19 protein-coding genes and 1 tRNA gene are annotated in these 14,565 nt (G+C 61.0%); 11 read left to right on the plus strand and 9 right to left on the minus strand.

What is annotated here, in order from left to right:
• The first annotated feature begins 30 nt into the window (after positions 1-30).
• The 4 genes from KF794_13850 to KF794_13865 are packed head-to-tail and all read left to right on the plus strand — an operon-like array spanning position 31 to position 3,282.
• Positions 31-351 (plus strand): XdhC family protein, encoded by a 321-nt coding sequence (locus KF794_13850; protein QYK44822.1) that lies wholly within the window; start codon positions 31-33, stop codon positions 349-351.
• Positions 352-978 (plus strand): LysE family translocator, encoded by a 627-nt coding sequence (locus tag KF794_13855; GenBank protein ID QYK44823.1) that lies wholly within the window; start codon positions 352-354, stop codon positions 976-978. It begins immediately after the preceding gene.
• Position 979: 1 nt separating this feature from the next.
• A complete protein-coding gene (locus KF794_13860) occupies positions 980-1,672 on the plus strand; it encodes an XdhC family protein (protein QYK44824.1) in 693 nt (230 codons plus the stop codon).
• Positions 1,669-3,282, plus strand: coding sequence for a molybdopterin-binding/glycosyltransferase family 2 protein (locus KF794_13865; GenBank protein ID QYK44825.1), 1,614 nt, complete (start codon positions 1,669-1,671; stop codon positions 3,280-3,282). Before KF794_13860 ends, KF794_13865 begins: the two co-directional genes overlap by 4 nt.
• Here the strand turns inward: KF794_13865 and KF794_13870 are convergent.
• The 3 genes from KF794_13870 to KF794_13880 all read right to left on the minus strand — a co-directional run bounded on the left by KF794_13870 (position 3,279) and on the right by KF794_13880 (position 5,511).
• Positions 3,279-4,061 carry a hypothetical protein gene (locus KF794_13870; GenBank protein QYK44826.1) on the minus strand — a complete coding sequence of 261 codons (783 nt, stop codon included), beginning with the start codon at positions 4,059-4,061 and terminating at the stop codon, positions 3,279-3,281. The two genes, KF794_13865 and KF794_13870, sit on opposite strands and share 4 nt — an antisense overlap.
• 55 nt (positions 4,062-4,116) lie before the next feature.
• Entirely contained in the window at positions 4,117-4,902 is a 786-nt protein-coding gene (locus KF794_13875) for a hypothetical protein (protein ID QYK44827.1), read from the minus strand.
• Between the two features lie 126 nt (positions 4,903-5,028).
• Positions 5,029-5,511 (minus strand): hypothetical protein, encoded by a 483-nt coding sequence (locus KF794_13880; GenBank protein ID QYK44828.1) that lies wholly within the window; start codon positions 5,509-5,511, stop codon positions 5,029-5,031.
• 104 nt (positions 5,512-5,615) lie between these two features.
• On the opposite strand from KF794_13880, the gene KF794_13885 reads away from it, so the two are divergent.
• The 4 genes from KF794_13885 (at position 5,616) to KF794_13900 (ending at position 8,942) form a co-directional block, all read left to right on the plus strand.
• Positions 5,616-6,143, plus strand: a complete 528-nt coding sequence (locus KF794_13885; GenBank protein QYK44829.1) for a thermonuclease family protein — start codon at positions 5,616-5,618, stop codon at positions 6,141-6,143.
• A gap of 103 nt (positions 6,144-6,246) precedes the next feature.
• Positions 6,247-7,617: a chromate efflux transporter gene (chrA, locus tag KF794_13890; protein QYK44830.1), complete on the plus strand. Its 1,371-nt coding sequence runs from the start codon at positions 6,247-6,249 to the stop codon at positions 7,615-7,617.
• Between the two features lie 47 nt (positions 7,618-7,664).
• Complete coding sequence (locus tag KF794_13895; protein QYK44831.1) at positions 7,665-8,120, plus strand: YbaK/EbsC family protein; 456 nt, start codon at positions 7,665-7,667, stop codon at positions 8,118-8,120.
• A gap of 60 nt (positions 8,121-8,180) precedes the next feature.
• Positions 8,181-8,942: a TerC family protein gene (locus tag KF794_13900; GenBank protein ID QYK44832.1), complete on the plus strand. Its 762-nt coding sequence runs from the start codon at positions 8,181-8,183 to the stop codon at positions 8,940-8,942.
• A gap of 78 nt (positions 8,943-9,020) precedes the next feature.
• Here the strand turns inward: KF794_13900 and KF794_13905 are convergent, their stop codons facing one another.
• Together KF794_13905 and KF794_13910 are read right to left on the minus strand one after the other, a co-directional pair.
• Positions 9,021-9,683 carry a porin family protein gene (locus KF794_13905; GenBank protein ID QYK44833.1) on the minus strand — a complete coding sequence of 221 codons (663 nt, stop codon included), beginning with the start codon at positions 9,681-9,683 and terminating at the stop codon, positions 9,021-9,023.
• Positions 9,684-9,966: 283 nt separating this feature from the next.
• Complete coding sequence (locus tag KF794_13910; protein ID QYK44834.1) at positions 9,967-10,281, minus strand: hypothetical protein; 315 nt, start codon at positions 10,279-10,281, stop codon at positions 9,967-9,969.
• Between KF794_13910 and KF794_13915 the strand changes: the two genes are divergently transcribed.
• Complete coding sequence (locus KF794_13915) at positions 10,281-10,427, plus strand: hypothetical protein (protein QYK44835.1); 147 nt, start codon at positions 10,281-10,283, stop codon at positions 10,425-10,427. The genes KF794_13910 and KF794_13915 overlap by 1 nt on opposite strands.
• A gap of 18 nt (positions 10,428-10,445) precedes the next feature.
• On the opposite strand, the gene KF794_13920 is transcribed toward KF794_13915, so the two are convergent.
• The 4 genes from KF794_13920 to KF794_13935 form a co-directional block, all read right to left on the minus strand.
• Positions 10,446-10,787: a hypothetical protein gene (locus KF794_13920; GenBank protein QYK44836.1), complete on the minus strand. Its 342-nt coding sequence runs from the start codon at positions 10,785-10,787 to the stop codon at positions 10,446-10,448.
• A 124-nt stretch (positions 10,788-10,911) separates the two neighbouring features.
• On the minus strand, positions 10,912-11,619 hold the full coding sequence (locus KF794_13925) for a rhodanese-related sulfurtransferase (GenBank protein QYK44837.1): 708 nt from the start codon (positions 11,617-11,619) through the stop codon (positions 10,912-10,914).
• A 2-nt stretch (positions 11,620-11,621) separates the two neighbouring features.
• Entirely contained in the window at positions 11,622-12,857 is a 1,236-nt protein-coding gene (locus KF794_13930; GenBank protein QYK44838.1) for a hypothetical protein, read from the minus strand.
• A gap of 38 nt (positions 12,858-12,895) precedes the next feature.
• Positions 12,896-12,985 (minus strand) — tRNA-Ser (locus KF794_13935).
• 759 nt (positions 12,986-13,744) lie between these two features.
• Between KF794_13935 and rplU the strand changes: the two genes are divergently transcribed.
• Positions 13,745-14,182: a 50S ribosomal protein L21 gene (gene rplU / locus KF794_13940; protein QYK44839.1), complete on the plus strand. Its 438-nt coding sequence runs from the start codon at positions 13,745-13,747 to the stop codon at positions 14,180-14,182.
• A gap of 47 nt (positions 14,183-14,229) precedes the next feature.
• Positions 14,230-14,499, plus strand: a complete 270-nt coding sequence (rpmA, locus tag KF794_13945) for a 50S ribosomal protein L27 (GenBank protein QYK44840.1) — start codon at positions 14,230-14,232, stop codon at positions 14,497-14,499.
• Positions 14,500-14,565: the final 66 nt, after the last annotated feature.

Raw genomic sequence — 14,565 nt, forward strand, 5'->3', positions numbered from 1 at the left:
ACCATGTCGGGAAAATCGAGGAACGCCGCCATGATGGATCGCGAAGATCTGCTCGCCACCGCCGCGCGCTGGCATGCCGAAGGCCGCAAGGTCGCGCTGGCTACCGTCACCGAAACTTGGGGTTCGGCGCCGCGCCCGGTCGGCGCCAATCTCGTCATCGACAGCGAGGGTAATTTCCTCGGCTCGGTTTCGGGCGGCTGCGTCGAAGGCGCGGTGGTCGCCGAAGCGCTCGACGTGATGACCAGCGGCAAGCCGAAGGTCGTTTCCTTTGGCGTAGCCGACGAAACCGCATGGGAAGTCGGTTTGTCCTGTGGCGGGAAGATCAGCGTGTATGTCGAGCCGGTGACGTAGATGGCCTCGAACGACGTTCTGATCGCCTTCGCAATCGCTACCGCGCTGTTTGCGTATTTTCCCGGCCCCGCGCTGCTCTACACCGCGGCGCAGACGCTCGCCCGCGGCAAGCGGGCTGGATTGATGGCCGCGTTCGGTATCCATATCGGCTGCTACGCGCATGTGATCGCGGCGACGCTGGGACTTTCGGCCATCTTTCGCTATGTCCCGGAAGCCTATACCGCGCTGAAGATTGCAGGCGCCGCTTATCTCGTCTGGCTCGGCATCACCATGCTGCGCGGTAGCGGCGCGAACGAAGCGCCGGCAATCGCACCGAAATCCACGCGCCGCGCGTTCGCGGAGAGCATTATCGTTGAATTACTCAACCCGAAGGTTGCGATCTTCTTCATCGCGTTCCTTCCGCAATTCGTGGACCCCGCAGGATCGCTGCCGATCTGGTTGCAATCCCTGATCCTGGGCATGATCGTGAACTTCGCTTTCTCCTCGGCCGATCTCGTTACCGTGTTCACGGCCAGCGCCGTAGTGACGCGGCTGAAAAAATCCGGCACTGCTGAGCGCTTCGCGCGGTGGATCGGCGGTGGGCTGCCGATCGGCCTCGGCCTGAAACTCGGCACCGACAAGGCCTGACATGAAGTCCTCCTTGCTCGCCACGCTGAACGAAGAACGCACCGCGCGCCGCGCCTGCGTGGTCGTGACCGATCTTGCGAGCGGGCAGCAGCGCCTCGTGAAAGCGAGCGAAACCGTTCGCGATCCGCTCGCCATCCCGCTTGAAACGCGGCTGCGCTCGGGGAAAAGCGGCATCGAGGAGATCGCAGGCGGCAAGCTCTTTCTCACCGTGCATGTACCGCCGCCGAACCTCGTCATCACCGGCGCGGTGCACATCAGCCAGGCGCTCGCGCCGATGGCGATGCAACTCGGCTACGACGTGACCGTGATCGATCCGCGCACGGCCTTCGCCACCAAGGAGCGCTTCGAAGGCATCAACCTGCTCGCGGAATGGCCCGACAAGGTATTGCCATCGCTCAGCGTCGACGCGCATAGCGCCTTCGTCGCGCTGACCCACGACCCGAAAATCGACGACCCCGGCCTGCTTCATGCATTATCAAAGGATTGCTTCTATATTGGCGCCCTCGGCTCGCGGAAAACTCATGCCGCCCGCGTCGAGCGTCTGAAAGCCAAAGGAATGTCCGAAGCAGCCATCCGCCGCATCCACGCGCCCATCGGTCTCGACATCGGCGCTTCGACGCCCGCCGAGATCGCGGTTTCGATCATGGCGGAGATCACCGCGCGGCTGCGTCTGCCGAAGGATACCGCGGCATGAAGTTCGGTTCCCTGTCCCTCGAAGAAGCGCGCGGCGGCGTCGCCGTCCACTCCATTCGCACGGCGAAATTCGTCCTGAAGAAAGGCACCGTGATCGGCGACCTGGAGATCCTTGCGCTGCGCGACGCGGGAATTGCGACCATCACGGTCGCCAAACTGGAACCAGGCGACATCTCTGAAGACCAGTCCGCGCGCGAGATCGCAACCGCCGCCGCCGGGCCGCATGTCCGCGTGGATGACGCCTTTACCGGACGCGCCAATCTGTTCGCGGATCGCGCGGGTGTTCTGATCGTTGATCGCGCAAACATCGACCGCCTCAACGGCGTCGACGAGGCCATCACCTTCGCAACGCTTCCCGCCTTCGCGCCGGTCGCCGAAGGACAGATGATCGCGACAGCGAAAATCATTCCCTTTGCGGTGTCGCTGGATTCGCACAAGGCGGCGCTCGCCGCAATTCACACCGAGGGCCTTACGCGCGTCGTGCCCTACGCCGTGAAGAAGGTCGGCGTGGTTTCCACACGGCTTCCCGGCCTCGCCGAAAAAGTGATCGAGAAGACCATTCGCGTGACCGAGGATCGCCTCGCGCCGGCCGGTGCGAAGATCGTTCTCGAAAAGCGCATTGAGCACGATGCCGGTATGTTGCAGAACGCGATTACGGAGTGCCTCGATGCAGGCGCCGAACTCGTGCTCGTCTTCGGTGCTTCCGCCATCGCGGATCGCCGCGACGTCATCCCCGCTGCGATCGAATCCGCGGGCGGCCGCATCGAGCATTTCGGCATGCCGGTCGATCCCGGCAACCTCATGCTGATCGGCAATGTCGGCAGCGTCCCCGTGATCGGTGCGCCCGGCTGCGCGCGCAGCCCGAAGGAAAACGGCTTCGACTGGATTCTCGCGCGCCTGCTGGCGAAGCTGACGGTCTCGCGCACCGACATCGCGCGCATGGGCGTCGGCGGCCTGCTCATGGAGATCGTCACCCGCCCGCAACCGCGCGAAGAGAAGGTCGAAGAAAAACGCGCGGACATCGCCGCCATTGTGCTCGCGGCCGGACGCTCCAGCAGAATGCGCGGGCCGAACAAGCTGCTCGAAGAGGTCAATGGCGCGCCGCTCGTGCGCCGCGCAGCCGAAAACGCGCTGGCTTCGAAAGCATCCTCCGTGTTCGTGGTCACCGGCCACGACGAAATCGGTGTCCGCAAGGCGCTCGCGGGCCTGAACGTCCGCTTCGTCGCCAATCCCGATTATGCCGAGGGCCTTTCCACTTCCGTAAAGGCAGGCATCAAGGCGCTGCCTTCCGGCGTCACCGCCGCCATCGTCTGCCTCGGCGACATGCCGCAGGTTTCGCCCGCGCTGATCGACAAGCTGATCGACAACTTCGATCCCGCGCGCGGCGCGCTCATCGTCGCGCCCGTGCGCAATGGACGGCGCGGCAACCCCGTGCTGTGGGCGCGGCGCTTCTTCCCCGACCTCCTGCGGCTCGAAGGCGATATGGGCGCGCGTAATCTCGCCAGCGCCTATGCGGAAGGCATCGCGGAAGTGGAAGTCGGCGACGACGGCGCGTTCTTCGACATCGACACGCCGGAAACGTTGGAAATCGCGCGCAAGGTGGCGGGCTAGAACGGCGCGACTTCGCTCGGCGGCGTCTCGATGCGCTGCTGGATCAGGTTCACCGTCCGCTGCACTTCATGCAACGCGGGTTTCAGCCAGCTGCGGATTTTCGAACGCGCTTCGAGCGAGAGATAAGCGAGCGGCATGTGCGCGGCCTGCCCCGGCGTCGGCATCGGCACTTTCGGCGCGGTCTGGCGCAAGAACTCCCCGAATGAAATCCGTTCGTCTTCGAGCAGCACCATGTTCATCGTATCGAGCACCGGCAACATCAGGTGCACGGGATGCGCCTTCAGCGCCCAGTATGCCGTGAGCTGATGCAGGCTGGCGGGCGCCGCGCCGAGAAATGCGTTCTCCGCCACCACGAACTGGCAATCGAAGTGCTCGCGCATCCGGAATCCGCGCTCGAAGTCTTCCGCCTCGTAGTGCGGCAGGTAGACGATCACAGGTTCGACCGCGTTCGCGCGCGCCTCGCGGATGAACTCTATGTCGCGCATCAAGCTGAACACGGTCGCGAACGAGCGCGACGAGACATCGACGATCTTCGGCACATGCGCGCGCAGCGGCAGCCGGTCGAACAGCGACATTTGCCCCTTGGTATTCTCCAGGTCGATCAGCTCGGCGCGGCCGGGAAAATACTTCGAGAGCTTCGCCTTCTTCGTATCGGTGTCGAACAGCAGCGGCGCGTCGCCGGCCAGCATGAAGAAGTCCGCGAACAGCCGGGCGAGCAACGTGGTTCCGGATTTCTCGCGCGGCGAGGCGACGATGATCGCAAGGCTCTTTCCGAGCATGTCGCCCCTACATCACGCCGCGTCTTTTACGCGGCCCGCTAAAAGCGCGCTTCGATTACGAAGCCTGCGCGCCTTCGGTCGCCCATTCCAGCAACCCGGCATCGTCGTACTGTTCGTTGACGTTCTTCTGCCAGGTCCGGGTATAGCCGCGCAGCACCAGCGAATAATCCGCGTTCTGGTTCTTCGCGTTCTTGTTCTTTCCGAATGCCGCGAACGGCACGCCCGCGATTTCCACCTGCTCGTAGGCCATTTCGTTGAGCTTCGGCACGGTGATTTCGGTGGCGGTCTTCTTCGCCTTCTTGAAATAGCGGTCGTAGGTCGCCTGATCCCACTCGAAGAAGTTGGTTTCGTTGATGTGGTTCTTCACGACGTAATAATCGCCGTCGGAAGTGAAGGGCAGGATTTCCTCGATCTCGCTGAGGGAAGCGACCGACGGGCCGAGCACATGGAACAGCGCGAACTTGAAGTCGCCTTCCTTGGCCGCGTCAAAGAAGCCGACATCGGTCAGGTCTTTCAGCACGCGCGACAGCAGGCCCGCGCGCACGTCGATGATCGTCACCTTCACTTCGGAAGAAGTGAGCGTGTCGAGAATCTTCATCTGGTCGGCGACCTGCGTGATGTCGACGATCTCGGTATTGCGGGGATGAAAGCGCTTCAGCGTGCCGCGCGGGCTTTCGGTATCGAAGGCGCGCGCCAGCACGTTCTTGCCCGCGAAATAATCGAGCAACGTGCGCGCGACTGTGGTCTTGCCGACACCGCCCTTATCCGCGCCAACGATAATGACGGCCGGTTTCTGCTTACCGCCGCCCGACTTTTCCGTTTTCTTCGCTTCTTTCGCCACGCGCCGTCCCCTGTCAGCAGGTGCAGGGCCAACCCCGGCCGGCGCACCGAAACCCGTCCAAAACGCGCGCTACAGTGCTGCTTTTTCGCAGTAATCGCAAGGCGCGACAGTACCTTGTCCCTTGCTTCAACTGCTCGCAGGCGGGCATGCCGCGAGCAAATGCCGGGCTGCCTGCGCGGCACCTTTCAGCGGAATTTCTTCCCGGCGCCCGTCGATCGCGACCACCAGCACTTTGCCATCGAGAAGAATACGCCGCAGGTTCCCGCTCATCGGCGTCTCGCCCTGAAACACGAACTTGTCGTCCAGTTCCAGCCGCTCGCCGGTTGCAGGCACATTCACTACCGCGTCCGATCCGGTTCCCCGCGAGGAAAGACGAATCGTCGCGCGAACCCCGTCCTTCGCGACCGGCGGTTCATGCTCGAATGTCACCGTGACGCGGCGGGTCTTTCGTTCGCAGCGGAAGTCGATTTTCAGCGCGTCGCTTTCCGGTATCGCGTAGCTCAGCGTTGCCGCTTCCTCGTCCTGGTTGCCGAGCCATTTATATTCATCGGCCCGTACCGGCAGAACGCATGAGACGAGAAAAACCACGAGCAGGATGATTCGCTTCATCGGACCTCCTTGTTGCGCGGATACCCTGTCGCCGGATTGCGTTTCGTATAAGGCATTCATCCGTATTAACGCATCGGGAAGCGTTTCCAGCTACCGATTCGCTTATGGGAATCGTCGGGCCGCTCCGCCGCCAACTCTATCCACGCGCAAGATACCGCGGCACGCGCAAGGGAAGCACGCTGCCGCTTCTCCTGCTTGTGCTGGCGGCGACGCTTGGTATGGCCGGGTATTACGCTTTCGCGCGACACAGCCTCCCCGCAGTTTCCCCGGAAACGAAAACCGTACGCTTCTCTGCATGCGGGGCAGTACTGCGCGACAACTGCGTGGTCGATGGCGATACGTTCTACCTCATGGGCGACAAAATCCGCATTGCCGACATCGACGCACCGGAGACCGGAGGCGCTCGCTGCTCTTATGAATCCCAACTCGGCAATCGCGCGACACGGCGCCTGCGCGAATTGCTGAACGCAGGACCGTTCGAACTGCAATCGTACAAGAGCCGCGACACCGACCGCTACGGCCGCAAGCTCCGTGTCGTAATGCGCGACGGAAAATCGCTCGGCGACATTCTGATTACCGAAGGCCTGGCCCGCCGCTGGAATGGCCGCCGCGAACCTTGGTGCCCGTCATAAAGGTGTAACGCGGCGTTGTTCTCGCAATAAACATGGGTGAACGCAGCGCGCGGCCTCCCTGTGTTCTGGCGGCGTGGTAAAAAGCCTACCGAAGAACACCGCCATGCAGCGAGCCGAAGCGCCAGCACATCCCACCTTTGCCGAAGCCACCCGCGTATGGCTGAAGATCGCCTTGCTATCGTTCGGCGGCCCCGCCGCGCAGATCGCACTCATGCATCGCGTACTGGTGGATGAGAAGCGCTGGATTTCCGACAGCCGTTTTTTGCACGCATTGAACTACTGCATGCTGCTGCCCGGCCCCGAAGCGCAACAACTCGCAACCTATGTCGGCTGGCTCCTGCACAAAACCCGCGGCGGGCTGGTCGCTGGCCTTCTGTTCATCCTTCCCGGCGTCGCTTCGATCATGGCGCTGAGCTGGATTTATGTACTGTTCGGCAAGGTCGGTTTCGTCGCCGCGATCTTCTTTGGCCTGAAAGCCGCGATCCTGGCTGTCGTGCTCGAAGCCGTCGTCCGCATCGGCAAACGCGCACTGAAGAACCCGTCGCTCGTTTCGCTTGCGGGCGGCGCATTCATCGCGATCTATTTTCTGAAAGTACCGTTCCCGGTCGTGGTGCTCGGCGCGGGGCTGATCGGATACCTCGGCAGCAAACTCGGCGCACCCGGCTTCGACGTGAACGTATTGCACGGCCCGTCGAAATCCGATGCCGTGGTCGATGCGCTGCTCGATCAGCAGCAACCGGAGCATACGAAGCCATCGCTTCTGCGCTTCATCCGCGTGTCGTTGACGTGGCTCGCGATCTGGCTGGTTCCCGTCGCCGCATTGTTGCTCGCGCTCGGCGAAGCGCATGTATTCAGCCGTATCGCGGTTTTCTTTTCCCAGATGGCGATGGTGACCTTCGGCGGTGCCTATGCGGTGCTCGCCTATGTCGCGCAGCAGGCGGTCGATAACTACGCATGGCTCTCGGCCGGCGAAATGCTGGACGGCCTCGGCCTTGCCGAGACCACGCCGGGACCGCTGATCATGGTGCTGCAATTCGTCGGCTTCCTCGCCGGTTTCCGCGATCCCGGCATGATGCATCCGCTGCTTGCCGCGACGCTCGGCGGCTTGCTGGCGACATGGGTGACGTTCGCGCCCTGCTTCCTGTGGATTTTCGCAGGTGCGCCCTATGTCGAAACGATGCGCGCGAACCGCGCGCTCGCCGCAGCGCTGGCTGCGATCACCGCCGCCGTCGTGGGCGTAATTCTGAATCTCGCACTCTGGTTCGCGGTCCATACGATCTTCGCGCAAACCCGCGACATCGCTTTCGGCCCGGTGAGTTTCGACGCCCCGGTTTTCGCAAGCATCAATCCCTGGGCGGCCCTGCTCGCCGCCGCGGCCATCGTCGCGATGTTCCTGTTCAAGGCACGCATGATTCCGGTACTTGTCGCCTGCGCATTCGCGGGGATCGCGCTGCATCTCCTCGGCTTCGTCTGATCGAATTTTCGTTTGTGCCTCACCCGACTTTCGACTAACCGGAAACCATGAGCCTTTCCTCCGTCCGCGCATGGTTCGCGGAACATGCCCCCGACATCGAAGTGCTGGTGACCGAAACCTCGTCTGCTACCGTTGCGGACGCGGCGAGCACCCATAACGTCGAGCCGGGCCAGATCGCGAAGACCATCTGCGTACGCGCGGGCGAGCGCGTCATGCTGATTGTGACCAGCGGCGCCGCGCGGCTCGATAACAAGAAGTTCAAGAACGTCTTTGGCGTGCGCCCGCGGATGCTCGGTGCGGAAGAAGTGCTGGCGCTGACCAGCCATCCGGTAGGCGGCGTGTGCCCGTTCGGGCTGGCGGCGCCACTCGCGATTTATTGTGATGTTTCGCTGAAAAAATATGAGATGGTCGTGCCAGCGGCGGGCGCGGGCAATGCCGCCGTGAAGATCGGCACGCAACGCATGGCCGAACTTATCCGGGCCGAATGGGTTGAAGTCTGCTGAGATTGTCCGCCGCCGATACTGTATATTTCCGGGCCGTTTGCGCACGAAAGCGAGAAACCGATGTTCGATCCGGTCGCCATCTTCTCCGATCCCGCCAACCTCGCCGCGCTCGCGACCCTGATCGCAATGGAAATCGTGCTCGGCATCGACAACCTGATTTTCATTTCCATCCTGACCAACAAACTGCCGGAAGCGGAGCGCGCCCGCGCGCGCTTCATCGGCATCAGCGCCGCGCTTGTGCTGCGGCTCGCGCTGCTCAGCACCGTGTTCGTCATCGTGCAGCTAACCGCACCGGTGCTGACCATCTTCGGCAAGGGCTTTTCCTGGCGCGACATGATCCTGATCGCGGGCGGCCTGTTTCTGGTCTGGAAGGCGACCAAGGAAATCCATCACAACGTTGATCCCGACCCGAAGGAAGACGTATTCAGCGGCCGCGCGGGCATGACCTATGCCGCAACCATCGGCCAGATCCTGCTGCTCGATCTCGTATTCTCGGTGGACAGCATCATCACCGCGGTCGGCATGACCGACCAGATCCTCATCATGATTATCGCCGTGGTGGTGACGGTCGCGGTGATGCTGGTCGCAGCCAACCCGCTCGCCAACTTCATCAACGCCAATCCGACCGTGGTGATGCTGGCACTCGGCTTCCTGCTGATGATCGGCATGTTGCTGATCGCGGAAGGCTTCGGCGCGAAAGTGCCGAAAGGCTACGTCTACGCCGCGATGCTGTTCTCCGGCTTCGTCGAAGCGCTCAACATCTTCTCCCGCCGCGCGAAGAAGAAGCGAACGGACGCGGCGCGGATGAACGTGAAGCGCTGAACGAAGCGCAGCAACTTCGCCAACAAAGAAAAAAGGCGCCCGCAATCGCGGGCGCCCTTAACTTTCTTCGCGCGGCGCTTAGCGGCCGAAGCGGTAGTTGATCGCGAACTGCACGGTGTGGCCTTCTTCGCCGAGGCGCGTGATGCCGCCGCCGAAGTCGTAAGGCTCTTTGCTGAGATCGGTGTAGGTGTAACGCAGATCGAGGCTCCAGCGCGGGTTGAGCGCATACTCGATGCCGACACCGAGCGCCGGCCCGACATGCGTGGCAGAGTCCGTGCCGCCGAAGCTCGCGGTCGCGCGCTGGTTGGCTACGAAAATGCCGCCGAACGCATAAGGCAACACATTGCCGGTGGCGTAGCCGACGCGCACCGCACCGAGCACCGCGAAGCGCGGATCGATGGCGAAGGTCGCGACCGGCGGCGTCAGCGCAAGCTCGTCCTTCACCTTCGTGATCGGCGTCGTCACGAACGCGCCGAGCACCCAGTTACGGTTGAGGTGGCGGTCGAAGCCGGCCTGAACCGCGAGGAATGCGCCGTCGATATTCTGGTTCACCGGACAAGCGCCCACGCAACCGCTCTCGTTGATGTCGCCTTGGTGATAGGCGACACCCAGACCGGCGTACCAGCCGTTCCAGTTCACCGCGTAAGGCTGTGCCTTGTAGACCGGCTTAAGATCGGCGGCCGAAGCCGCGGAGGCCGCAAACGCAAATGCGATCGCAGCCAGAGCGAGACGGAATTTCATATTAGGAAAGCCCCCGGAGAACTTGATTTGTTCTTTATGGAACCTTTTTGCGCGAGCGCCGGGTGATCCACAAGCCGCCGCTGCGGCACAGGGCTGGGTAGCCGTTACTTTTCAAAGCGCTGTCACCTGGAAGACACAGAAATTTTCCACCACGGTTGCTGGTTCTGGCTCGCATGCGTGCCGCGGGCACGGCGCGCGGAAAGCAAAAAAAACCGCCGCGGGCAAACCTGCGGCGGTTTTCGTTTGCGGCGATTACGACCCGGGCGCGCGAGCGCCCTTAACGTCACCAATGATAATGGCGGTGACGATGAAAGCCGGGGCCGAAGTAAAACGGGATCGGCGCATAATAGTGCCGACGATAATAAGGACGGTAATACGGCCGGTGATAGCCGTAGTAGTAAGGCGCGTGCCAGTGATGGCGGTGCCAGTGGCGATGCCGCCGGTGACGATGGCGCCAGTGCACATCGGTTGCTTGCGCGGACTCTGGCGCGATCGTTGCCGCCGGAGCCGCAGGCGCGGCAGAGGCAGGCACCGCCAGCGCTCCCGCGACGACGAGTAATCCCGCAGCCGCCGCGCCGTATATCTTGGATCTCAGCATTGGATTTCCTTTTCCTTGCCGCCCGGCGACAGTTTAACAACGTGAATATGGCGCAGCCTGCGGCGGCTGCGCGCATGCGTAGTTTTTCGGAGGCCAGAAAGATGAAAACTGCCGTGTTCAACGGCAATATCCGCAAGCGCTGCTGAAGAATTAAGCGCGCTGCATCAACGCGGTTTGATATTCGCGCGTACACGGTCGATATCGACGTGTGCGCTCTGCGCAATGAACTTCCTGATCTGCGAAAGCTGCATATCTGCGCCAGCGTTTGTTGCACCCTTCTCCATCAGCAGCTTCCGCAATTCCTTTTCTTCCGCCACGCAGGCGGCAAACGCCTGCTCGATCACGCCGTCTTTCGCCAATGGCGGCACGCGCAATGCAAGCTTCTTCGTTTCGCTGGTGACGCAGACGACGTAAGTGACGGACGCAGGCTCAAACGCGGACTGCGCGCTCGCCGCCCGCGAAACGAAGGAGACTGCCAGCAGAATAAAAAGAACGCGCGCGATCATCGCGTCACGACTGCACGCCCGTGCCGCCGCAGCGCTGACACTTCACTTTACGGTCGCCCACTTTAAGCAACCCGCGGCCTTCGCAATTCTTGCAGGGTTTCTTTTTGTCTTTTGCCATTTGTTTTTACTCGGAGAGGCCATGGCCGAGCGACTCGCGCTCGTCGAACACAAAACAGCGTCCCTGCCATTTGCTCTGCGCTTCCGGCACCTCTTCCAGATATTTCAGGATGCCGCCCTTCAGGTGATAGACTTCACTGAAGCCCTTCGCGATCAGATAGCTCGACGCTTTTTCGCAGCGGATGCCGCCGGTGCAGAACATCGCGATCTTCCTGTGCTTCGCGGGGTCGAGCGACTTCTCGACGAAGTCCGGAAATTCTCCGAAGCTCGTTGTGCCGGGGTCGATGGCGCGCGCGAACGTGCCTTTCTCGAATTCGAAAGAATTGCGCGTGTCGATCACGACCACGTCGGGATCGGCGATGAGATCGTTCCAGTCTTTGGCGTCCACATAGACGCCGACATTTTTTGTCGGGTCGATATGCGGCGTCCGCATGGTCACGATTTCCGGCTTTACCTTGACCTTCATGCGCTGGAACGGCCTTTCGGAAGCGCTCGACATCTTCAGTTCGAGTTGATCGAAATGCGCGCGGATAACGCGCAGGATGTTATCCATCTGCGCGCCGTGTGCTGCAGCAATCGTTCCGTTGATGCCTTCGCTCGCGACAATCAGCGTGCCGCAGATCTCAAATTCATCGCACGCCGCGCGCAAGGTGGCCGCCAGCGCTTCCGCGTCGGCAACGGTTTGAAAGCGATAAAGGGCGGCGACGGTCCACATGCTTACTTATTTCTGTCTAGGAGACGAGCGAGCAGCGAGGCCGCTGATGTGTCTGGAGCACCCTCATCCTTCACAATACCATCAGAGGACGCTCTAAACAGAGGAGTAAGCACAAGTGCCTTATCGCTCTCTTCCAATTTTCCTTCTTTAAGCAATGCCAGGTAAGTTTCGATCATTACCACTCGCTCGCGAGCATCATTCGATAGATGATGAGAGCTAAGAAACAGTCGTACGAGAACTCGTGCAGCCCAAAAGAACACCGTAGTGAGAAGGAGTGTTATTGTTAGTGCTACGCCATAGCGCGCGGGCTGCTCGTTTAGCGGCACCTTCAATAAGATCGGTAGATACATTTCCGCTAAATGTTGACCCACGCGGTAGGAAACCAGAACGAATAGCGCTAAGCAGCCCAAGTATATCCAGCCGGAAGCCTGCTGACTTTTTGCGCGGTCCCCCCAATAGTTGACGGAGGCCTGCAACTGCATCTGCTTGGTGAATGCTGCTTCCGTGGATTTAATGCTTTCGAGAGCGCTTGCGCCCGACACTTCAAACTCAGCCACCGCTTGATCGGTTTCTGCGCGGTCTTGTTGGCGCGCAAGTTCAGACTTGGTTCGCAAGTCTGACAAAACCGAACGATAATTCTTTTCAAAATCATCGAACGATGAGTGCAATTGAGCTATTGCGGTTTCGTATTGGTTGGTGAGATAGCGTAGTCTATCTGACGATGCGTCTTGAACGAGTGAATTAACTCCAAGACGAAACATCTCCGCGGCAATTACGCCTAGTCGGACATCGGGATTTGCAAAATCGATGGTTGATGCAACGCCCTCAGCTCTCAATGTTCCGTTGCTTGCAAAGGCCGACATCGCAGCACTTTCGCTAGCGACATTCTCGATATTAGAGAGGAAACTTTCGTACTCAGGTTTAAGCAGCGGAATTCCATTCTGAACGACTGCTTGCGAGTATGCACTTTGCAACTGTGCTCTAGCTTCGTCAGTCGGATTACTCGCGAGTGCGTATGCTGCGTTAAGAAATCGACGAAGCAAATTTCGATTCGCATCAAAGTATCTACGAAGCGACTTAGGCACCTTCTCGCTTGGAAATTCGAGTACCCGTACCCACTTGCCTGACTGAATTTCAACCCACTTCTGAAAATCCGCCTGACTTCCAAATATTAAGTTCTCTGTTCCGGTTTCATCAGGAAATACATAAAACGGTTGGCTTGAGGACTTCTCTGCCATCTAGCTCTCCGCAGTCTACGATATGATAAAATGGAAAATGGCGGAGAGGGTGGGATTCGAACCCACGGTACGCTTGCACGCACAACGGTTTTCGAGACCGTCCCAATCGACCACTCTGGCACCTCTCCGCGCCGATGGACCGGGTCGATCCGGGGTCCATTCGTAAGGGCCGCTACTTAACGAAGCGTCCCGTCCGGCACAAGCTGAAGCTCGAACTTCTTGTTCCCGAACAAGAGCGGAGCGGGTTTTAAGGGCAAAAGCCTATTTCGGGTCGTTGCGCCGGTCCGGAAAATCCGGCGGGCTGCCCTCGATCAGCGGCGCGACAAGGATCAGCGCCAACAGCGCCGCCATCAGGAAAACCGGAGTCCAGGTGAGGTCCATCCCCGCGAAGCTAGGGGCAGGCCGCGTAAAGCCTCCAGAGGCCGCGCAGGCCCGGCACCTAAATTCGGCAGTAATTTCTGCGCTCCCGCGCGGTGGACCGGTTACTTTTTCTGCCGGTTCTTCCGTATCGGCGCGGGTTCGTAGTCGGGGATCTCGCGGCTGAGCAGCGGCGCCACCAGAATGAAGGCGAGCGTACCCGCCATCATCAGCCAGGGAATGAAGTTGCTTGCGTCCATGTCGCCATCTCCAGACCGGCTCGAAAGGCTGGAGGGCGGCGGCGTTTACGCCCTCAGCGGGAAGGCCGGATTCGGGGTTCTTACGCCTGAAAATGGAGCAATCGGCGTGCCGGAAGGGGCCGGAAGCCATGCTTCCTTGACACCCCCACCCCCCGCCTCTATCACCCCCGCCATCCAAGCAGGACGCATGAACGACGTCCCGGCAGGCCCGGATTTCCGGGGCTGACCGCAAGAAGCCGGGTCCATCGAGACCGGAGAAAGAGACAAACCATGTTCGCGGTCATCAAGACCGGCGGCAAACAGCAGCGCGTTGTTGCCGACCAGACTCTCAAGGTTCACCTGCACGACGCGAAGGTCGGCGACATCGTCACCTTCCCCGTCATTGCCCACGGCGGCGACACGCCGAAGTTCGGCACCCCGGTAGTGGAAGGCGCGACCGTCGCGGCGGAAGTGCTGGCCCAGACCCACAGCCGCACCGTCATCGCCTTCAAGAAACGCCGCCGCCAGAACTCGAAGCGCAAGCGCGGCTATCGTGATCACTATGCGCTGGTCCGCGTGACCGAAATCCTGCTCGACGGCGCGAAGCCCACCAAGACCGCGCGTCCGAAGCCGGAGAAGAAGGCCAAGCCGGAAACGGCCGAAGGCGAAGTCACGGAAAAGCCTGCCAAGAAGGCCAAAACGGCCTCCAAGGCAAAAAAGAAAGACTAATCGAGCATTTTGGGGTATAGGCCCCGCACGAATTCGGAGTTTCTACGATGGCCCATAAGAAAGCAGGCGGCTCCTCGCGCAACGGCCGCGACTCGGCTGGCCGCCGCCTCGGCGTGAAGCGCTACGGCGGTGAAGCCGTGCTCGCCGGCAACATCATTATCCGCCAGCGCGGCACCAAGGTTCATCCGGGTGCCGGCGTCGGTATCGGCCGCGACCACACTCTCTTTGCGCTTACCGACGGCATTGTCGAGTTCAAGGCCGGCGGCAAAGGCCGCAACCACGTATCGATCGTACCGATGCCGAAAGCAGCCGAATAGGCGAGACCTTAAAAGTCCCGCCGGCACTCGTCGCTCCGCGGGACCCCAAGAAAAAGACGGGTCTGA

The organism is Xanthobacteraceae bacterium (assembly GCA_019454205.1).
In the GTDB taxonomy this organism is placed as follows: domain Bacteria; phylum Pseudomonadota; class Alphaproteobacteria; order Rhizobiales; family Xanthobacteraceae.